Origin of the sequence: Nocardiopsis sp. RV163 (genome assembly GCF_001029525.1) — a bacterium.
GTDB classification, from domain to species: Bacteria; Actinomycetota; Actinomycetes; order Streptosporangiales; family Streptosporangiaceae; genus Nocardiopsis; species Nocardiopsis dassonvillei.
The window spans coordinates 1-18,170 of sequence record NZ_LEKI01000014.1 but is presented as its reverse complement, the minus strand read 5'-3'; the positions used below and the strand labels follow the sequence as shown (position 1 = coordinate 18,170).

Here is an 18,170-nt window from a genome sequence, read left to right as displayed (position 1 = left end):
CGGACACGAATCCCCCCCAGGATTCACCGGACCCCGGGAGCATCCCCGAAACCCGGGGGAGCGCGCCTGGTACCGAGCTGGATTCGGGCGTTCCGGACCGCCCCCTTCGGAGCTCGACCCGACCCCCAAACCCGAAGAACACCGTGGCGGCAACCTGCGAGAACACGGACAATCCGTACGACCCCACCGGCTTTCATCCACCCGTGTCCGTTTGCTCCTCTTCCTTGTTCCCGCCGACTTTCACCAAAACAGACCGGGTCACACCATTGCGTTGACAAAAACCGCGATAACCGAAGATGATCACTCCACAAGGACCGCGGCGGGCCTCCGCCCGCCCGGACGGTGTTCTTCCGCGGGCGCCGCCGTTTGCGGCCGCCGTCCTTTCCGAGCCGATCGGGGACAGGGGGTGTACGCCGTGGCGCACACCGACGACGAAACGGGCGCCGACCGCGCGCGGGAGCCGCTGCTGGTCGCGGCCGGAGCGGCCGACCTGGCATGGAGCGGGATCGGCGCGGCCCTGCGGGGAGCGCGGTCGCTGCTGGACCGGTCGGACCTGGCCGAGCTGGCCCGGAACGGTCGGCGGGACCTGCGCGAGCGCGGCGAACTGGCGCTGCGGCGGTACGTTCCGACGGCCGAGTCCCACATGGAGCTGCTCGCCCGGCGGGCCGCCGCCTCCCGCCCCGGTCGCGGCGATGGCTGAGACCGGGGAGCAGGCCCTGCTCCGGACGCGGGTGGACGCCGAACTCCGGGAGTTCGCGCGCCGGGAGACGGATCGGCTCCTCGCCGTCGACGCCGACCTGCTGCCGGTGGCCGAGCAGCTGGGCGTGGCGGTGACCGGGGGCAAGCGCCTGCGCGCGTCGTTCTGCTACTGGGGGTGGCGCGCGGCCGGGCAGCCGGACAGCGACGCGCTGGTCAGGGCGGCCGCCGCGATGGAGCTGGTGCACGCCGCGGCCGTCGTCCACGACGACCTCATCGACGAGAGCCCGATGCGGCACGGCGTGCCGAGCGCCCACGTCGCCCTGCGCGCGGCGTTCGCCGGCAGGCCCAGGCCCCACGCCGGGAGCCGCGCCCTGGCCCTGCTGACCGGCGACCTGCTCATGTCGTGGGCCGCGGAGCTGTTCCTGTGCTGCGGCCTCCCCTCGGCCTACCTCTCCCGCGCCCGTGAGCTGTGGCTGGTCATGGCCCGGGAGCTGATCGCCGGAGAGTGCCTGGAGGTCCTGCGCACCGGCTCGCCGCCCGACACGGGCCGCTCGCTCCAGGTGATCCGGTACAAGACGGCCAAGTACACCGTCGAGCACCCCCTGCGCATCGGCGGCGCGCTGGCGGGCGCCCCGGGAGCGGTGATGGAGGCCTTCACCGCCTACGGGCTCCCCCTGGGCGAGGCCTTCCAACTGCGGGACGACCTGCTGGGGCTGTTCGGCGACCCGGAGCTCACCGGCAAGTCGAACCTGGACGACGTCCGGGGCAACCGGCCCACCGTCCTGCTCGCCGAGACCTGGTCGGCCGCCACCGCGGCCGAGCGCCGGGAGCTGCGCGGCCTGCTCGGCCGCCGAGGCCTGGACGGCGAGGGCCTGTCCAGGGTCCGGTCGATCACGCGGCGCACCGGGGCCCCCGAACGCGTCGAGGAGATGATCGGCGAGCGCGTCCGGGCCGCCACCGCCGCCCTCGACCGCGCCGACCTGCCGGACGGGGCCGCCGCCGCCCTGTCGCGGATGGTGGCCTCGGCCGCGGCCCGACACTCCTGACCCCGGGAAGGGATCCCATGTCCTACACACCGGAGTCCATGGACGCGCTGCGCCTCATGGGCGACGAACTCGCCGACGCGACGGTGCAGACGCTCTTCGAACGCGGGGAGGTCGGCAAGTTCAACACGCTCATGCGCTACTTCTCCACCGCCGCACAGGACCTGCCCGACGGGCTGCCCGACGTCGCCCGCGAGTACCTGCACGCCACGGCCGCGCCGCCCTCCTGGGTCGACTGGGACGAGATGGAGAGGGCCCGCCTGTTCTTCATCGACAACAACGTGCACATCTCCACCGCCCTGGCCTTCTCGTCGATGCCCGCCTGCTACGTCGTCCCGCACGTGGCCAGACTGCTCAGCGCCACCCACGCCCTGGAGTACCCCTCGCGGCGCATGGCCGAGACCGGGCAGTTCACCGCGTACCTGATGCGGCCCGACGCGTTCGAGGCGGGGAGCCGGTTCGTCCCCTCGGCCCAGAAGGTGCGCCTGCTGCACGCCTCCATCCGCTACCACATGCGCCGCGAGGGCCGCTGGGACGTGGACGCGCTCGGCACGCCGATCTGCCAGGAGGACATGATCGGCGGCCAGATGATCTTCTCCATCCAGGTCTTGGACGCCCTGCACCGGCTGGGCGTGCACATGACGGCCGAGGGCGCGGAGTCCTACTACTACGCATGGCGCATCGTCGGCGCCATGCTCGGCGTCAGCACCGAACACGCTCCGGCCGACGTGGCCGGTGCCCGCGAGTTCTCCGACCTGTACATGACCCGGTACATGGGCCCCTCCGAGGAGGGGGCGCACCTGACCCGCCAGCTCATCGACCTCTACGAGGAGGTCGTGCCCGGAACCCTCCTGGACCCGGTGGTCGCCGCCCTCATCCGCTACCTCATCGGCGACACCTGCGCCGACTGGCTCCGGGTCCCGCGCAGCGCCTGGGACACGGCCGTCAGGGCCTCCCCCGCCCTGCTGGGAATCCTCGAACGCGTCGAGGACGGCTCCCCGCTGGGCGCGTGGGCCCTGGACCGCCTCGGCCACGTCGCCACCCGCCTGGAGCTGAGTTCCCTCACCCGCGGCCGGGTCATGCAGTACGCCATCCCCGAACGGCTCAGGGACGAGTACGGCGTCCCCTCCCGCGCCCCCCGCACCCGGCGCTGGACCCCGCCGCCCCCGGTTCCCCAGCTCCAGGGACGGTCGGCCGGTCCCGCGCGCCGGTCACCGGGCTCCGGTGACCCCTGAGGACGCGGTGGCCCCTGCGACCCCTGTGATCACGGCGGCCCGGGATGCCTTCGCCGGGAGGGCCCCGAATGCGGCGGAGGCCGCCGGGGACACGCCCCCCGGCAGCGGCCCACCCGGTGGAACCCGCACGCGGTCGCCGCTGGGATGATCGCGGGGCCGACGCCACGGTCGGCGCAGTCGAGGGGAGCCCTGCCGTGACCGGACGCCTTGTGCACGTGGGGCCGGTGATCATCGACGTCGTGATGGCGGTCGACGCCCTTCCCCGGGCCGGGGAGGGCGTGTTCGCCTCCTCCGCCCGGACCCTGGTCGGGGGCGGTTTCAACGTCGTCGCCGCCGCGGCGCGCGCGGGTATGGAGGTGGTCTACGCGGGGGCGCACGGAACCGGGCCCCACGGGGACCTGGCCCGGTCCGCGCTGCGCTCCGAAGGGGTGGCGGTGGCGCACGCCCCCTCCCCCGACGCGGACACCGGCTTCTGTGTGGCCCTGGTGGACGGCGACGCCGAACGCACCTTCGTCACCCGGCTGGGCGCCGAGATGGACCTGTCCCTGGACCGGCTGCGCACCCTCCGGCCCGAACAGGGGGACTTCGTCTACACGGTGGGGTACTCGCTGCTGCCCGGGCCGCGCGCCGACGACCTGCTCACCTGGATCGGCGGGCTCCCGGAGGGGGTGCGCCTGGTCCTGGACCCGGCTCCGGTCGTGGGCGACGTCCCCGGGCCGACCCTGGACCGGGTCCTGGCCCGCGTGGACCTGCTCAGCCTCAGCGCCGCCGAGGCCGCGACCGTGACCGGGCGCTCCGTCCCCGAGGAGGCCGCCGCGCTCCTGCTTCCCCGCATCCGCCCCGGCGGCACGGTGGTCGTACGCGACTCCGCGCGGGGCTGCGCGGTGGCCGGTGGCGGGGACGGGGCCGTGTCCGGGGGCGCCGCCGCCCGGCGCGTACCCGGTTTCCCCGTGCGCGCCGTGGACACCAACGGCGCGGGCGACGCGCACGTGGGCGTGTTCACCGCCGCTGTGGCCGACGGCCTGGACCCGCTGGCGGCCGCCCGCCGGGCCAACGCGGCCGCCGCCCTGGCCGTCACCCGCCGCGGCCCGGCCACCTGCCCCACCGCCAAGGAGACGGACGTCTTCCTGGAGGAGTCCGAGGGCGACGGGGTCCCCGGCCGGGGCCGGTGAGCCGACCGGGAGCGCGGCCGGTGCGCGGTGCGGGTGCGGCGCCGCACCCGCCCCCACCCGCCGGAAGGCAGCAACCGGACCGACGGGCGCCGCCGGGGCGGGAACGCCGCAGGAGCGTTCCCGCCCCGGCGGCGGGTCGGTACGGCGGGCCCCACTGCCCGATGCGGACCGGTTCCGGACCGGAGCCCGACCGCCACCGCGCGTCGGCGCGGGGACCGGAGCCCGACCTCAGTCGTTGCCGGACTCCATCGCGGCGTGGTCGAGCAGGTCGTCGCTCTCGGGAGCCTGGCCCCGGGAGGCGATCGCCTCGGCACCGCCCTCGGGCATCGCGCCGATCAGCCCGGTAGAGGCCGCCTGGGCGGCGCCGATCGACGTCGGGTGCGAGGTGCCGACCATGCCGACCCTGGAGTACTCCTCCAGCTTGGCGCGGGAGTCGGCGATGTCGAGGTTGCGCATGGTCAGCTGGCCGATGCGGTCGACCGGGCCGAACGCGGAGTCCTCGGTCCGCTCCATGGACAGCTTGTCCGGGTGGTAGCTGAACGCCGCCCCGGTGGTGTCCATGAGGGAGTAGTCCTCGCCGCGCCGCAGCCGCAGGGTCACCTCGCCGGTGACCGCCGTGCCCACCCAGCGCTGGAGGGCCTCGCGCAGCATCAGCGCCTGGGGCTCCAGCCAGCGGCCCTCGTAGAGCAGCCTGCCGAGCCGACGGCCGTCGTTGTGGTAGCTGGCGAGGGTGTCCTCGTTGTGGACCGCGTTGACCAGCCGCTCGTAGGCCGCGTGCAGCAGCGCCATGCCCGGGGCCTCGTAGATGCCGCGGCTCTTGGCCTCGATGACGCGGTTCTCGATCTGGTCCGACATGCCCAGGCCGTGTCGGCCGCCGATGGCGTTGACCTCGTTGACCAGGTCCACGGCGGTGGCGAAGGTCTTGCCGTTGACGCTCACCGGGCGGCCCTGCTCGAAGCCGATCGTGACGTCCTCGGGGGTGATCTCCACCTCGGGGTCCCAGAACCGCACGCCCATGATGGGCTCGACGATCTCGATGCCGGTGTCGAGGTGTTCGAGCGCCTTGGCCTCGTGCGTGGCGCCCCAGATGTTGGCGTCGGTGGAGTAGGCCTTCTCGGTGCTGTCCCGGTAGGGCAGGCCGTGGGCCAGCAGCCACTCCGACATCTCCTTGCGGCCGCCGAGCTCGTTGACGAAGTCGGCGTCCAGCCAAGGCTTGTAGATCCGCAGGGAGGGGTTGGCGAGCAGGCCGTAGCGGTAGAACCGCTCGATGTCGTTGCCCTTGAAGGTGGACCCGTCGCCCCAGATCTGCACGCCGTCCTCGAGCATCGCGCGCACCAGCAGGGTGCCCGTGACGGCCCGCCCGAGGGGGGTGGTGTTGAAGTAGGTGCGGCCGCCGGAGCGGATGTGGAAGGCTCCGCAGGCCAGCGCCGCGAAACCCTCCTCCACCAGCGCCTCCCGGCCGTCCACCAGGCGGGCGCCCTCGGCGCCGTAGGCGGTGGCGCGGCCGGGGACCGAGGCGATGTCGGGTTCGTCGTACTGGCCGATGTCGGCGGTGTAGGCGTACGGGACGGCGCCCTTGTCGCGCATCCACGCGACCGCCACCGAGGTGTCGAGGCCACCGGAGAAGGCGATACCGACGCGCTCGCCGACGGGGAGGGAAGTGAGTACCTTGGACATGGAAATAAGTATGCGCCCTTATGAATGAGCATGCAATCTGGGGAGGCGCATGTCGGTGTGGGATACATCCCCGACCTGCCCTGCGGGGGCCGCTCCCCCACCCTGCCCGGAGGCGGGACCGTCCGACCGGCGGCGCGCCGGACGCTCCCGGGCGGTCGCGCCCGCGGGGCCGCGGGAGAACCGCGGGCGCACCGCGGGCTCCCGGTGCGCCCGGCGGACCGGCAACGGCTCTACGGAGGGGGCGCCTCACGTGGGTTCGGCTCCGCGGGGGCCTCCCCTCCCGACGGCGGGCCGCGCCCCGCCGGAACCGGCGTTAGAGTCGGGTGGACGAGAGGGGGTGCCGCGATGTCCGGGGCGCAGCACATGCAGATCGGCGAGGTCGCCGAGCGGACCGGCCTGTCCCTGCGCACGATCCGCTACTACGGCGAGGTCGGCCTGGTCGAGCCCTCCGCGCGCTCCCGAGGCGGCTTCCGGCTCTACACCGAGACGGACGTGGACCGCCTGAACCTCATCAAGCGGATGAAGCCGCTGGAGTTCAGTCTGGAGGAGACCCGCGAACTGCTGGAGGCCGTCGACCGGTTGGGTTCGGCCGAGACCGGGCCCGACGAGCGGCGGGCCCTGAGCGAGAGGCTCGACGCCTTCGAGGCGGCCATCGTCGCCCGCTGCCAGACCCTGCGCGACCAGTTGGCGATGGCCGAGGAGTTCGCCGAGCGGCTGCGCGAGCAGCGCGCCCGCGACAACGCCACCGCCTAGCGCCCGCCGGGGCCGGGCGCCCTCCCCGCCTGGAGGAACAGCCGCACCCTTGCGTCGTGTGAGGGTTGTCTCAGCCGCCGAACGCGAACCAGACTCTCACGTGAGAGTAGAGTTTCTCCGGGTCCTCACCCGTCCACGAGCGGGTGACCATCGCGCTCTCCTCCCGGCCCTGTCAGGGGCACGGCCGGGCCCGCGGCGACGAAGCCGCACCGGGGCCGACACCGCCCCGGATCCCCGTGCGCGCCGGCGCACCCCCGCCGCACCGGCGCGCGTCCGCGCCGTACACGAACGCCCGACCCGAACACCGCGGTCCTCGTTGTGGGCTGCCCGAAACCCGATGGGTGCCATGAAACTGCCCGTGAAGACCCCCAGGTCCCTCAAGGCCCGGATCCCCGCCGCCGCGCAGCTGCGCGCCGACGTGCTGGCCGGGCTGGTCGTCGCCCTGGCCCTGATCCCCGAGGCCATCGCCTTCTCCCTCATCGCCGGGGTCGACCCCCGCGTGGGCCTGTACGCCTCCTTCGTGATGGCCGTGTCCATCGCCTTCCTGGGAGGGCGGCCCGCGATGATCTCCGCCGCCACCGGCGCGATGGCCCTGGTCGCGGCGCCGCTGTCGATGGAGCACGGCGTCGACCACCTGATCGCCGCCACCGTCCTGGCCGGGCTCATCCAGGTCGCCCTGGGCCTGCTCGGGGTGGCCAGGCTGATGCGGTTCGTGCCGCCCAGCGTCATGACCGGGTTCATCAACGCCCTGGCCGTCCTCATCTTCACGGCCCAACTGCCCTACCTGGAGGGCGTGGGCTTGCCGATCTACGCCATGGTGGCCGTGGGCCTGGTCATCGTCTTCGGTCTGCCCCGCCTGACCAAGGCGATTCCCGCGCCGCTGGTGGCCATCGTCGTGCTCACCGTCGCCGCGCTGGCCCTGGGCATCCCGGCGCAGACGGTCGGGGACATGGGCGAACTGCCCGACACCCTGCCCGTGCCGCTGATCCCGGACGTGCCCTACACGCTGGACACGCTGGTCCTGATCGCCCCCTACTCGCTGACCCTGGCCCTGGTGGGGCTGATGGAGTCGCTGATGACCGCCAAGGTCGTCGACGACCAGACCGAGACCGCCTCGAACCACGGCCGCGAGGCACGCGGACAGGGCATCGCCAACGTGCTGGTCGGGTTCTTCGGCGGCATGGCCGGGTGCGCGATGATCGGCCAGACCATGATCAACGTCAAGTCCGGGGCCCGCACCCGCGTCTCGACCTTCCTGGCCGGTGCGTTCCTGATCATCCTGTGCGTGGCCCTGGGCGACCTGGTGGGCATGATCCCGGTCGCCGCGCTGGTCGCGGTGATGTTCTTCGTGGCCGTCGTGACCTTCGACTGGCACAGCGTCGCCCCGGCCACCCTGAGGCGGATGCCCTGGACCGAGACCCTGGTCATGGTCATCACCGTCGCCGTGGTCGTGGCCACCCACAACCTGGCCCTGGGCGTGATCGTCGGGGTCGTGGTGTCCATGGTGCTCTTCGCCCGCCGTGCCGCCATGCAGGCCGACGTCACCAGCGTGCTCGACCCCGAGGGCGGCACCCGCGTGTACTCGGTCAACGGAGAGGTGTTCTTCGCCTCCACCGGCGAGCTGGTCAACCGGTTCGACTACACCGAACAGGGCCTGGAGAGGGTGGTGGTGGACATGTCCAACGCGCACGTGTGGGACTCCTCGGCCGTGGCCGCCCTGGACCAGGTCACCGAGCACTTCCGCGGGCACGGGGTGCGGGTGGAGATCACCGGCCTCAACGGGCCCAGCGCGCACCTGCACCGGGAGCTGTCCGGGACCCTGACCGGCGGCCACTGACCCCGGGCGACGGAGGGCGGCCCGCCGGAAGCATGGCGGCCGCCCCCGGGTTTCCTCGAACTGTGCCCCGGCCGTGAGGCGCGCTCTCCGCCTACCCCGCGCGGTCAGGCCTCCTCGTCCACACGGATCGCCCCGGTGGGACACACCTGCCCCGCCTCGCGCACCACCGGGTACAGGTTCTGCGGCGGCCGTTCGGTGAGCAGTTCGACGATGCCGTCCTCCTCACGCTGGTCGAACACCTCCGGGGCGAGCAGCACGCACTGACCGGCGCCGCAGCACCAGTCCTGGTCGACGGTCACCCTCATGGTCGCTCCTCCTCCTTCGTCCTCGCGGCGCGGTCGGACACCGCGGACAGGCCGTGTTCGGCGAACGCGCGCTCGGCGGCGGACGGGATCGGTTCCCGGGTGGCGCCGACCGGTCCGGCCACGGCCCGCGACACGGTCACCACCGGACCGGGACCTCACGCAGCCCGCCCACGATCAGGCCGTCCAGCCGCCGCAGCTCCGCCGCGGGAACGGCGAGCTCCAGCGTGGGGAGTCTGCGCAGCAGCACGTCGAGGACTGCCTGGAGTTCGGTGCGGGCCAGCGCCTGCCCCAGGCACGAGTGCGCCCCGGCCCCGAAGCCCAGGTGCGGGTTGGGCACGCGCCCCAGATCCATCTCGTCGGCGTTCTCGAACGCGCCCTCGTCCCGGTTGGCCGCGCCCATGCTGCACATGACGGTGGTTCCGGCCGTGACGGTGGCGCCGCCGATCCGGGTCTCCTCGGTGATGTAGCGCGGCAGGCCGAGCCCGGAGTTTGCGTCGAAGCGCAGCGCCTCCTCCACGGCGGAGCGCACGAGCGTACGGTCGTCCAGCAGCCTCTCCCAGCGGCTCCGGTCGTCCAGCAGCATCGCCACCATCTTGCCGATCATGTTGGCGGTGGTCTCGTGCCCGGCGACCAGCAGGCCCATGCTGGTGGCGACCAGCGCGGAGGTGGGCAGGTCGTACCCGGCCCCGGCGGTCTCGGTGACCAGGGAGCTGATCAGGTCCTCGCGCGGCTCCGCCCGCTTGGCCTCGACGTGGCCGCTCATGTAGGCGAGGAACTCGGCCAGGGCCCGGTCCATCTCCTCCTGGGTGTAGCGGGTGAGGTTGAGCAGCGCGTCCGACCAGCGCGAGAAGCGGTCGCGGTCGGAGTCGGGCACGCCGAGCATGTCGCAGATGACCCACACCGGCAGGGGAAAGCCCAGGGCGGCCCCGAGGTCCGCCGGTCGGCCGCGCTCGACCATGCCGTCGACGAGCCGGTCGGCCATGGCCTCGATACCGGGCCGCAGCGCGTTCATGCGCCTGGCGGTGAACCACTTGCCGACCAGCCGCCGCCACTGCCGGTGCTCCTCCCCGCTGTCGGGGACCGCCGAGGCCAGGTCGCCGCTGAACACTCCGCCCGTCGCGTCGGCAGAGACCCGGGCCGCGTCCTCGGCGTCGAGCCGCCGGGTGAAGCGCGGGTCGGAGAGCACCCGCCTGACGTCCTCGTAGCGGGTGACCACCTCCGCCCGGTCACCGCTGGGCAGCCGCACCCCGGCGACGGGGCGCCGCCGCCTCAGCTCGGCCCACTCCTCGGGCGGCTCCAGCGCCCCGGGGCAGGAAAACGGGTAGTCCATCAGCGGTTCGGTCCCGTCGGCGGCCACAGCCCTCACTCCTCCGCGTCATCGGAACGTACACGTAAAGCGAACGTCCGCCGTGGCGTTGAGTCAAGCGACTGGCCCAGGAGGGCGGTGGGGTGTAAGCGCGCTCGCCTCCTCAGACCGCCGACCAGCCGTTGTCCACCGGCAGCACCGCGCCGCTGATGCTGCTCGCCGCGTCGGAGGCCAGGAAGACGACGGCGGCGGCCAGTTCCTCGGCCCGGGCCACGCGGCCCATGTTGGACATGAAGGCGCCGAGGGTGGTCGGGCCGTGGGGCGCGGAGGCGACGTCAACGGTGATCGAGGTGGCGGTGCCGCCCGGGGCGACGGCGTTGACCCTGATCCCCTTGTCGCGGTACATGACCGCGGTGGACTTGACCAGGCCGACCACACCGTGCTTGGAGGCGGTGTAGGCGGCCCCGGCGGCGCTGCCGCGCAGGGAGGCCTCCGATGCGGTGAAGACGATGGATCCGGCTCCCCGCTCGACCATGTGCGGCAGGACGGCGCGGGTGAGCAGGAAGGGCGCGGTCAGGTTGACCCGCAGGAGCCGCTCCCAGACCGCGTCGGTGACGTCGGCGGTGGCGGACATGTCGTCCATGATCCCGGCGTTGTTGACCAGGACGTCGACACCGCCGAGGCGTTCGACGGCCGTGGCGACGACCCGGTCCACGACCTCCTGGCTGCTGAGGTCGCCGACCACGGTCTCGGCGGTGCCCCCGGCCGCGCGGATCGCCTCGGCCGCCTCACGCGCCGTGTCGGCGTTGAGGTCGGCGATCAGGACCCCGGCACCCTCCCCCGCGAAGCGCAGCGCGCTCGCGCGGCCGATGCCGGAGCCGCCTCCGGTGACGATGACGCTCTTGTCCTTCAGGCCCAGGCCGGTCATGGGAAGCCCTCTCGTTGCCGCTGGCGGCGGCCACGGCGGCCGCTTTTGTCACTGTAGGACTTTTTGTCGCTCAGAGACAAATATTGTTCTGCCTGGTCCGGACGTCAACCTTGCCTTGGCGATGAACCCCAGGGCCTCAGCCCCAGGAGGAACCGCCGCGTAGACCAAACCGACCTGTTAGTGGCAGGGGACACATCGGACTGCTTTGGCTGCGTTCTGTCACTGGCCGGGTGCACGATGGTGGGCGTGTCGAAGATCGTCGCGTGGGTCAAGCTCACGCCGTCGCCTGAGCAGGCGGCGGTGCTGGCCTCGACCCTGCGCACACTCAACGACCACGCCACCCGGGTGGCGAAGGTGGCCCACGAGCAGGGCGTGATGCGCAACTACGAGCTGCGCAAGCACACCTACCAGCAGTTGCGCGAGGCTGGAGTGGGCTCGCAGGCGGCCCAACACGTGATCAAGAAGGTGCGCGACGCTTACCGTACCCGCCAGTCCAACCCGGACAACGGCAACTACGGGACGAAGGGGTCGGCCCGCCGCACGCGGATGGAGTCCATGCCCATCACCTTCCGCCCGGAGTCGGCGCACCCCTACGACGCGCGCAATCTGTCCTTCGCGATGGATGCGCGCACAATCTCGCTGTGGACCTTCCAGGGCCGGTTGAAGGACGTGCCATTCGTCGGCTCTGTCGACCAGGTGAAGATGTTGGCCGAGCACAAGCGCGGTGAGGCCGACCTGCTCCGCCGCAACGGCACCTGGTTCCTCGCGGTGACCGTCGAGGTGCCCGACGCCCCCGAGATCGACCCCGCCTCCTTTCTCGGGGTGGACCTGGGGATCATCAACATCGCCACCACCAGCGACGGCCAGGTGATGGCCGGGCGCCAGCTCAACCGGTACCGCCGCCGCCAGCTCAGGCTGCGCCAGAAGTTACAGGCCAAGGGCACCGGGTCCGCCAAGCGCTTACTCAAGAAGCGGCGCAAGCGTGAGGCCAGGCATGCCAGAAACACCAATCATCAGATCTCGAAGCGCATCGTGGCCGAGGCCGAACGCACCGGGCGCGGTATCTCCCTGGAAGACCTGACGGGGATCCGCATCCGGGTACGGCAACGCAGGCCCCAACGGGTCACGCTGCACTCCTGGTCCTTCCACCAACTGGGTGCCTTCATCGCCTACAAGGCGCGCCGCGCGGGGGTGCCGGTGGTCTTCGTCGACCCGGCCTACACCTCACAGACGTGCGCGGAATGTGGCCACGTGGACCACAGGAACCGGGTCGATCAGGCCATCTTCATCTGCCGGGGCTGCGGTGTCGTTGCGCACGCGGACCGGAACGCTTCCGCCAACATCGCCGCTCGCGGTCGTGTGGTGTGGAACGCGGGGCGGAAGTCACACGTCCCACCCGACCACCCCTAGGTTGTCGGGTCAGACGCGGTGGGCTCTTCCGCATCCAGCGGGGTGGTCCAACCACACGCTCGATCCCTTCAGGACCGAGAAGCTGACTAGAGTGGACCCGCCCAGACGCCTCGGACACGGGAGGGGGACGGTCGTGCCGGGAACACCGTCCGCGAAGACGCCCCGCGCACCCTCGGGGCGGGGCCGCCCGCCCATGACCGAGCGGCGCAGGGAGATCGTGCGCACGGAGATCGCGCGCGCGGCCGTGCGGCTGTTCACCGAGAACGGGGTGTCGGGCACCACGGGTGACGACATCGCGCACGCGCTCGGCATCTCCACCAGGACGCTGTGGCGCTACTTCCCCAGCAAGGAGAGCTGCGTCCGGCCGCTGCTGACGACGGGCCTGGAGCACATGGCCGAGCGCCTGCGCGCCTGCCCTCCCGGGGTCCCCCTCCTGGAGTACCTGGAGCGGGAGCGGTTCTTCGACGGCGAGCCGCAGGTCGTGGAGGGGTCCGTCGCGGACCTCATCCGGATGACCCGCACCGAACCGGCGCTCATGGCGGTGTGGCTGGAGGTCCACCACGCAGCCGAGTCGGTCTTCGCGGGGATCATCGCCGACCGCACCGGGGAGCCCGCCGACAGCCTGCCCGTCCGCGTCCAGGCGGCCGCCCTCAACTCGGCGCTGCGCCTGGCCGCCGAGGAGCGGGCACGCCTGGGGGACGACGGGCGCGGCGTTCCCTCGGAGGGCGTGGGGCCGCTGCTGCGCACCGCGCTGACCACTGTGGCCCGCGGCCTGCCCGCCTTCGGGCACGAGGGAGGGGACGAGCGCGGGGACGCGCCCTCGGACTGAGGGACTCCGCGCCGCCCCGGCCGCCGCTGCCAGCGCGGGAGCGAAGGCGGGCCGGGACCGCTGGTGGCGGTTCCGGCCCGTGCGCGGTGATGGTAGTGACCGGTCAGGCCGTTACGGGGGTGAGGGCCTCGACGGCCGGGGCGGGCGGCATGAACGGGGCGTTGTGCGGCCACAGGGCCAGGAGGAGGGCGTCAGCGTTCGCGGCTTCGAGAAGTCCGGCGGGGGTAACCGCCCAGAAGGACTGGGTGGCCTCGCCGTAGTAGACGATCAGGTGGCGGTTGGAATCAGGGCTGCGCCGAAGGCGTCCATTGAGGGTGGTGGAGGGCGACGGGTGGGACTGGATCGCGGCGGCCTGGGCGTGTGCCGCGGAGAAACTGCGCCGGAGGCGTCCGTTGAGGGTGGTGGAGGGCGACGGGCGGGAGAACTCGGAGCGGTGGCCGCCCAGGCGGGGCAGGCGCTGGGCGCGGCGGACGCGGCACGAGGGGTGCTCACAGTGCGGGCAGACCGGGCCGACGAGCGTGGTGCGGCGCGGGAGCGGGGGGACGAGCCGGGGCCTCGGTCGAACGCCGTCCGAACGGCGGGGCGAGGGGATAGGGTTCTGCATCAGATCCTCTTTTCTTGCCTATGTCTGGGTTGGTTTCTGGGGGTTCAGGGCCCGGGAGAAGCGCTGCAACGCTTTCCTGGGCCCGTCTCATGTCGGCGGCATGTCAGAGGTCGGTGTGGGTGTTCCACCGGCTTCCGGTGAGGTCGTAGGCCAGCGAGAACCACACCGTGCGGTAGTGGGCGTTGCCGTTGTCGCCCCAGGCGGTGGCGAAGGCGTTGACCATGGCCAGGCCCCGGCCCGATTCGGCGTCCAGGTTCAGGCCGTTCTTCTTGGGCTCCAGGCGGGAGTCCTTGTCACGCAGGCCGCCCCGGTCGCGGCAGGCCAGGTGCAGCCCGGTGCGGTGGCGGTGAACCAGGAGGGTGTAGCTGCCGCCGGGGCGGCCGGAGAGACTGTGCCGGATCGCGTTGTTCGCGAGTTCGCTGCCCAGCAGCGTGAACAGGTAGCGGTAGTCGGTGTCCCGTTCGGCGGCGCAGGTGTCCAGGAACGCGCGGACCAGCGGCATCACGGCCGGAGTTCCGGCGAAGTCGTAGCGACGCGTGCGGTAGTTGGGCCGCTCGGGCTGCCGGGTGAAGTAGTGGCGGTGGACCGGCCGGATGAAGCTGGCCAGCGGGACCGTGGCTTCTCCCAGCGCGGGCATCGGGGCGTGGGTTTTCGCGGGCATGACGAACACACTCCTTGGCGTGAGCCGGGGTTTCGTGGTGCCCGTCGGAGGAGTCTCACGGATGCCGTGATGCGCGGAACGGGCAGGGCGTAGCCTGACCGACGTGAACTCTGTGTGATCGCTCAGTCACTTGCTACACCCCCATATTGGAACCGCGAATCTCAGTTGTCAACCATGAACTGAGATTCGCGGCAGCTTTTGCTAGGTTGGTCCCATGCAACGGCCCTACAGCCCCACCATCCGTCGCAGGCGTCTCGGCTTCGAGCTGCGGCGCCTGCGTGAAGAGCACGGCTTCACGCTCGATGACGCCGCCAAGAGGTCAGGCGTGCCGCGCGCGACCATCGGCAAGATCGAGACCGCAGAGTCCCGGCGTACCCGTGCTCGGGACCTGGATGCCCTGGCCGACCTCTACAACCTTGATGAAGAGGGTCGTGCAGGACTGCACCAGCTATCGCGTGAGTCCAAGGAGAAGGGCTGGTGGTCCCGTTACAAGGACGTCTTCAGCGAGCGTGCCCTTCCCGATTTCGAAGCCGAGGCATCCGCCCTACGGACCTACGAAGCCCAGGTGCTCCCTGGTCTGTTTCAGACACCGGACTACGCAGCGGAGGTCTTCAGAGGAGGGCGTGCGACAGACGACCCTGACATCGCTCGCAAAGTGGAAGCTCGGCTCGCCCGTCAGCAGATCCTGTCACGGGTCAAAGCACCTCATATGACAGCGGTCATCGACGAGGGCGCCCTACGCAGAAGCGTCGGTACCCCGACGATCATGGTTGAGCAGTTGGAGCACCTTGAGAATCTGGCGTTGCGGCACAACATCGACATCCAGGTTCTACCTTTTTCGAGTGGTGCTCACCTGGGCATGGCTGGGTCCTTCACCATCATGGAGTTTCCCGAGGCCAGGGACTCTCCCATCATCTACGTCGGCACACCTTCTGATGACCTGTACCTGGAACAGCTGAGCGACATCGAACGCTATAACCTGACATTCAGCAACGTACAGGGCTCTGCACTGTCGGTGACCGCATCCGCGCAGTTCATCGCCAGTCTGCGAGCATCCATGGAGGGTGAGCAGGCATGATCCTCAAGTTCCGGAAAAGCAGCTACAGCGCCCAGAACCAGAACTGTGTAGAGGTCGCCCACATCCCCGCAGGCTTCCGGAAGAGCACCCACAGCGGCCGGGACCAGGACTGCGTCGAAGTAGCTGACCTCCCCTGTGGCGCGGCCGTCCGTGACTCCAAGCGCCCCGGCGCCGGGCATCTCCCCTTTCCCGCCGCCGAGTGGAGCGGCTTCCTGAGAACCGCCCTCTCGCGCTGACACCTGGAACCACCCACGCCCGGCCGCCTCCCCCGAGGACCACGGCCGGGCGTCGCTGTTCCCAGGGAGCAGGCGTCCCAGCCGCCTCGTCCGTCTCCCGTCTCACCCCAGGGAGTTGAGGATGAACAGAAGCAGGGCGGTCAGCGCTACCGAGACCACCAGCGACATGACACAGCCCAGACGGTTGCTGAAGAAGACGAACACGGCACTCCCTCCACTCTCAGCCACTCCCGAAGGACTGAGCACGGTTGCCGATCCCCTACCCCGCTTGCCCCGCCCCAGTACGGGCGTCTCCGGCCGCATCTTCAGGGCGAGCCAATCTCAAACCCGCAGCCAACAGAGAAGAACCGAGCGTGGTGTGCTCGTCCTCCTAGGGTATTAGATAAGCCACGAGGAAGGCAAAAAAATAGAAAGCAGAGATAGAAAGAAGAGCTTTCGCATTCCAGCAGGTTCTCTCAAACGCCCACATTTCACTCCCCCCACCACCTTCCCCAATCCTTTCATTCACCAATTTCTTCACAGAAGCAGCAACACCCCTGAAGTTCCTGTATCCAATCAAGAGCGAGTACAGGGAATCAGGGAAAGCGGTGCATTTGATCCTATTTCCGTTTTTCAGCCTGACCTGAACGCCTCCGACGTACTCTACTCCAGAAACACCCCCAAGTGAGATCTCAACCTCTCCCAAGAACTTCTTCACAACAAGCCTGTCCTCCCCGACTTCAATGCCGGAAAGCACACCGAGACTGAAAGCGAACCAAACAATCAGAGAGCTCGATAGATAAATAAGCAGGAGGGTGATCACATTCCAAAATATGTACCCATCAACCCCCGGCCACACTGCGCCGATTGCAAAAATCCCGAGGCCAAAAAAGAGGAAAAGGAGCCAAGAGACCACGAAAGACGACCATCTCTTGAACACCACTCTTCCATTAAGCTCAAGACCCAAAGAAACCTCTCAAGCCCACTCACCCGACGGGATTTTTCCAGGATAGCCCTAATACAGGAGGCTCAGGAGATAAAAAAGGATTAGGGAAGCAAGTGATGCACAAGCAAGGAAAGACAGATTGAGGTGCAGTGAAGTTACGACGCCAGAACCCTCCACAGTCACAGGTTCAACCTTACTTCTTTCCACAAAATTCTCGATCTCCCTGGCGCACCTCCGGTTTGTCGGATAGCCAGCGAGCTGACCAACCAGAGATCCTCCCAGGTTGAGACACCACCACTTAGTCCCATCCTTAAGAATAATATCCACACCTCCTTCCCAAAGAACCCTAGAAACGAGCCGAGCAGGAATCACATGCTTCACCAGGAAGTTTTTGACGACAACAACATCATCCCGAAGCTCAATACGAGTGAAAAAAGAAGCCTTCAGAATAAACCAATACACAATGGGGTGAAAAATCGAGTAGAAGAGCCACTCCCATTGGTAAACTCCACTCTCAGAACCGAGTGCTTGCGTTACACCACCAAGCCAAAAAAGCCCCATGAGAAAGCTTGCCGAGATGCCAAAGGAAGCCGTCCAATGATTCCGAAGAGTCTTAAAATTTCTTTTCCGACGAGCCTTCTGAAATACACCCAAGAGATCACCCTAATACTGTTCCTTCAATGCAGTGCCCATCCACTGTGGAACAACCCACTGCGTAGCGTTCGCACCATAGACGAACACTGTACTGCCAATATCACGCTGCCCTGGCCTGCGCTCCAGAGGCCTTCTCTGGTAGTGGCCAATACGAGAAGCCCCAAAGTCTCTCCAGAACCTTCGAGTACTTCCCGCGAGGCTTCTCCCAACTACACCTCCAGCTCCAAGGAACACTGCGTCCGTCGCATGATCTGCCCACGAAACTTGGCTGAGATCGTTTCGGTTCCGGCCAACATCCACTGCCGCGTTAGCGCCCAGCAAAATACTTCCAGCAACCAGACAAGCCCCTGCGGTAGTGAATACACAGACACCTAGGCCAACAGCTGTCCCAACACCATAAATAGTCTCCCAGTTATCGTCAATCCAGTCGACTGAACTGTCCCACGCATCAGAAGCCCAGTTTCCTGCACTCTCCCAGAAGGTGGGAGGGACGTGCTTTGGAGCAGATGCTTCTCTAAGGGCTTCGTCCTTTGACGAAACCACATAATTATTGAATCTCCTATAATTAGCGCCTGGCGAAGACACCGTGGCGCTGAACGCCCTCTGCACGCTCTGCGGAGGCGGTGCGTAACCGCGTGCCGGGTGCCAAGAGGGCTTGCTACCGTAATCCGGCAAGGGAGCGTAACCCCGCGCCGGGTGCCAAGAAGGCTTGCTACCGTAATCCGGCAACGGAGCATAGCCCCGAGCTGGATGCCAGTCCAAACCACTCGGATCCGTGAGCGAGGCAGGGTTGTTGTTCGAGTACAGGTACCCGTTCA

At 69.3% G+C, this 18,170-nt stretch carries 19 protein-coding genes; 10 read left to right on the top strand and 9 right to left on the bottom strand.

Translation table 11 applies throughout. The features are described from left to right. The first annotated feature begins 415 nt into the window (after positions 1–415). From ABD54_RS04620 to ABD54_RS04605, 4 genes are all read left to right on the top strand, one after another. The gene (locus tag ABD54_RS04620) at positions 416–700 is read left to right on the top strand and encodes a hypothetical protein (RefSeq protein WP_047868202.1); all 285 of its coding nucleotides are present in this window, start codon (positions 416–418) and stop codon (positions 698–700) included. After that, positions 693–1,745, top strand: a complete 1,053-nt coding sequence (locus ABD54_RS04615) for a polyprenyl synthetase family protein (RefSeq protein ID WP_047868172.1) — start codon at positions 693–695, stop codon at positions 1,743–1,745. Before ABD54_RS04620 ends, ABD54_RS04615 begins: the two co-directional genes overlap by 8 nt. Positions 1,746–1,762: 17 nt before the next feature. Continuing rightward, complete coding sequence (locus ABD54_RS04610) at positions 1,763–2,977, top strand: oxygenase MpaB family protein (protein ID WP_047868171.1); 1,215 nt, start codon at positions 1,763–1,765, stop codon at positions 2,975–2,977. A 194-nt stretch (positions 2,978–3,171) separates the two neighbouring features. Then, positions 3,172–4,149: a PfkB family carbohydrate kinase gene (locus ABD54_RS04605; RefSeq protein ID WP_047868170.1), complete on the top strand. Its 978-nt coding sequence runs from the start codon at positions 3,172–3,174 to the stop codon at positions 4,147–4,149. Between the two features lie 228 nt (positions 4,150–4,377). Here ABD54_RS04605 and argG read toward each other — a convergent pair whose 3' ends face one another. Beyond that, the gene (gene argG / locus ABD54_RS04600; RefSeq protein WP_047868169.1) at positions 4,378–5,826 is read right to left on the bottom strand and encodes an argininosuccinate synthase; all 1,449 of its coding nucleotides are present in this window, start codon (positions 5,824–5,826) and stop codon (positions 4,378–4,380) included. Positions 5,827–6,171: 345 nt separating this feature from the next. Between argG and ABD54_RS04595 the strand changes: the two genes are divergently transcribed. Beyond that, on the top strand, positions 6,172–6,579 hold the full coding sequence (locus tag ABD54_RS04595; RefSeq protein WP_047868168.1) for a MerR family transcriptional regulator: 408 nt from the start codon (positions 6,172–6,174) through the stop codon (positions 6,577–6,579). A gap of 337 nt (positions 6,580–6,916) precedes the next feature. Continuing rightward, positions 6,917–8,416 (top strand): SulP family inorganic anion transporter, encoded by a 1,500-nt coding sequence (locus tag ABD54_RS04590; RefSeq protein WP_047868167.1) that lies wholly within the window; start codon positions 6,917–6,919, stop codon positions 8,414–8,416. A 104-nt stretch (positions 8,417–8,520) separates the two neighbouring features. On the opposite strand, the gene ABD54_RS04585 is transcribed toward ABD54_RS04590, so the two are convergent. From ABD54_RS04585 to ABD54_RS04575, 4 genes are all read right to left on the bottom strand, one after another. Next, positions 8,521–8,721, bottom strand: coding sequence for a ferredoxin (locus ABD54_RS04585; protein ID WP_047868166.1), 201 nt, complete (start codon positions 8,719–8,721; stop codon positions 8,521–8,523). After that, positions 8,718–8,864 (bottom strand): hypothetical protein, encoded by a 147-nt coding sequence (locus ABD54_RS27760; RefSeq protein WP_235431980.1) that lies wholly within the window; start codon positions 8,862–8,864, stop codon positions 8,718–8,720. Before ABD54_RS27760 ends, ABD54_RS04585 begins: the two co-directional genes overlap by 4 nt. Further along, on the bottom strand, positions 8,858–10,078 hold the full coding sequence (locus ABD54_RS04580) for a cytochrome P450 (RefSeq protein WP_082166690.1): 1,221 nt from the start codon (positions 10,076–10,078) through the stop codon (positions 8,858–8,860). Before ABD54_RS04580 ends, ABD54_RS27760 begins: the two co-directional genes overlap by 7 nt. A gap of 112 nt (positions 10,079–10,190) precedes the next feature. Then, the gene (locus tag ABD54_RS04575) at positions 10,191–10,955 is read right to left on the bottom strand and encodes an SDR family NAD(P)-dependent oxidoreductase (RefSeq protein WP_047868165.1); all 765 of its coding nucleotides are present in this window, start codon (positions 10,953–10,955) and stop codon (positions 10,191–10,193) included. A 237-nt stretch (positions 10,956–11,192) separates the two neighbouring features. On the opposite strand from ABD54_RS04575, the gene ABD54_RS04570 reads away from it, so the two are divergent. Both ABD54_RS04570 and ABD54_RS04565 read left to right on the top strand, forming a co-directional pair. Continuing rightward, complete coding sequence (locus ABD54_RS04570; protein WP_047868164.1) at positions 11,193–12,365, top strand: RNA-guided endonuclease TnpB family protein; 1,173 nt, start codon at positions 11,193–11,195, stop codon at positions 12,363–12,365. Between the two features lie 193 nt (positions 12,366–12,558). Further along, entirely contained in the window at positions 12,559–13,194 is a 636-nt protein-coding gene (locus ABD54_RS04565; RefSeq protein ID WP_047868163.1) for a TetR/AcrR family transcriptional regulator, read from the top strand. A 103-nt stretch (positions 13,195–13,297) separates the two neighbouring features. Here the strand turns inward: ABD54_RS04565 and ABD54_RS04560 are convergent, their stop codons facing one another. Both ABD54_RS04560 and ABD54_RS04555 read right to left on the bottom strand, forming a co-directional pair. Then, positions 13,298–13,798 carry a hypothetical protein gene (locus tag ABD54_RS04560; RefSeq protein WP_047868162.1) on the bottom strand — a complete coding sequence of 167 codons (501 nt, stop codon included), beginning with the start codon at positions 13,796–13,798 and terminating at the stop codon, positions 13,298–13,300. A 103-nt stretch (positions 13,799–13,901) separates the two neighbouring features. After that, positions 13,902–14,459: an ATP-binding protein gene (locus tag ABD54_RS04555; RefSeq protein WP_047868161.1), complete on the bottom strand. Its 558-nt coding sequence runs from the start codon at positions 14,457–14,459 to the stop codon at positions 13,902–13,904. Positions 14,460–14,673: 214 nt separating this feature from the next. Between ABD54_RS04555 and ABD54_RS04550 the strand changes: the two genes are divergently transcribed. After that, on the top strand, positions 14,674–15,537 hold the full coding sequence (locus tag ABD54_RS04550) for a helix-turn-helix transcriptional regulator (RefSeq protein WP_013154508.1): 864 nt from the start codon (positions 14,674–14,676) through the stop codon (positions 15,535–15,537). Further along, positions 15,534–15,773 carry a DUF397 domain-containing protein gene (locus tag ABD54_RS04545; protein ID WP_047868160.1) on the top strand — a complete coding sequence of 80 codons (240 nt, stop codon included), beginning with the start codon at positions 15,534–15,536 and terminating at the stop codon, positions 15,771–15,773. The genes ABD54_RS04550 and ABD54_RS04545 overlap by 4 nt, the downstream gene beginning before the upstream one ends. A 370-nt stretch (positions 15,774–16,143) precedes the next feature. On the opposite strand, the gene ABD54_RS27755 is transcribed toward ABD54_RS04545, so the two are convergent. Beyond that, positions 16,144–16,692 (bottom strand): hypothetical protein, encoded by a 549-nt coding sequence (locus tag ABD54_RS27755; RefSeq protein WP_152692002.1) that lies wholly within the window; start codon positions 16,690–16,692, stop codon positions 16,144–16,146. 75 nt (positions 16,693–16,767) lie between these two features. Continuing rightward, the gene (locus ABD54_RS27750) at positions 16,768–17,352 is read right to left on the bottom strand and encodes a hypothetical protein (RefSeq protein WP_152692001.1); all 585 of its coding nucleotides are present in this window, start codon (positions 17,350–17,352) and stop codon (positions 16,768–16,770) included. Between the last annotated feature and the right edge of the window lie 818 nt (positions 17,353–18,170).

Excerpts from the sequence above, each read along its gene's own strand:
- ABD54_RS04565 (WP_047868163.1), top strand. The coding sequence starts at position 12,559 with ATGACCGAGCGGCGCAGGGAGATCGTGCGCACGGAGATCGCGCGCGCG.
- ABD54_RS04550 (WP_013154508.1), top strand. The coding sequence starts at position 14,674 with ATGCAACGGCCCTACAGCCCCACCATCCGTCGCAGGCGTCTCGGCTTC.
- ABD54_RS04555 (WP_047868161.1), bottom strand. The coding sequence starts at position 14,459 with ATGCCCGCGAAAACCCACGCCCCGATGCCCGCGCTGGGAGAAGCCACG.
- ABD54_RS04595 (WP_047868168.1), top strand. The coding sequence starts at position 6,172 with ATGTCCGGGGCGCAGCACATGCAGATCGGCGAGGTCGCCGAGCGGACC.
- ABD54_RS04615 (WP_047868172.1), top strand. The coding sequence starts at position 693 with ATGGCTGAGACCGGGGAGCAGGCCCTGCTCCGGACGCGGGTGGACGCC.
- ABD54_RS04575 (WP_047868165.1), bottom strand. The coding sequence starts at position 10,955 with ATGACCGGCCTGGGCCTGAAGGACAAGAGCGTCATCGTCACCGGAGGC.
- ABD54_RS04610 (WP_047868171.1), top strand. The coding sequence starts at position 1,763 with ATGTCCTACACACCGGAGTCCATGGACGCGCTGCGCCTCATGGGCGAC.
- argG (WP_047868169.1), bottom strand. The coding sequence starts at position 5,826 with ATGTCCAAGGTACTCACTTCCCTCCCCGTCGGCGAGCGCGTCGGTATC.
- ABD54_RS04545 (WP_047868160.1), top strand. The coding sequence starts at position 15,534 with ATGATCCTCAAGTTCCGGAAAAGCAGCTACAGCGCCCAGAACCAGAAC.
- ABD54_RS04570 (WP_047868164.1), top strand. The coding sequence starts at position 11,193 with ATGGTGGGCGTGTCGAAGATCGTCGCGTGGGTCAAGCTCACGCCGTCG.
- ABD54_RS04560 (WP_047868162.1), bottom strand. The coding sequence starts at position 13,798 with ATGCAGAACCCTATCCCCTCGCCCCGCCGTTCGGACGGCGTTCGACCG.
- ABD54_RS04590 (WP_047868167.1), top strand. The coding sequence starts at position 6,917 with ATGGGTGCCATGAAACTGCCCGTGAAGACCCCCAGGTCCCTCAAGGCC.
- ABD54_RS04585 (WP_047868166.1), bottom strand. The coding sequence starts at position 8,721 with ATGAGGGTGACCGTCGACCAGGACTGGTGCTGCGGCGCCGGTCAGTGC.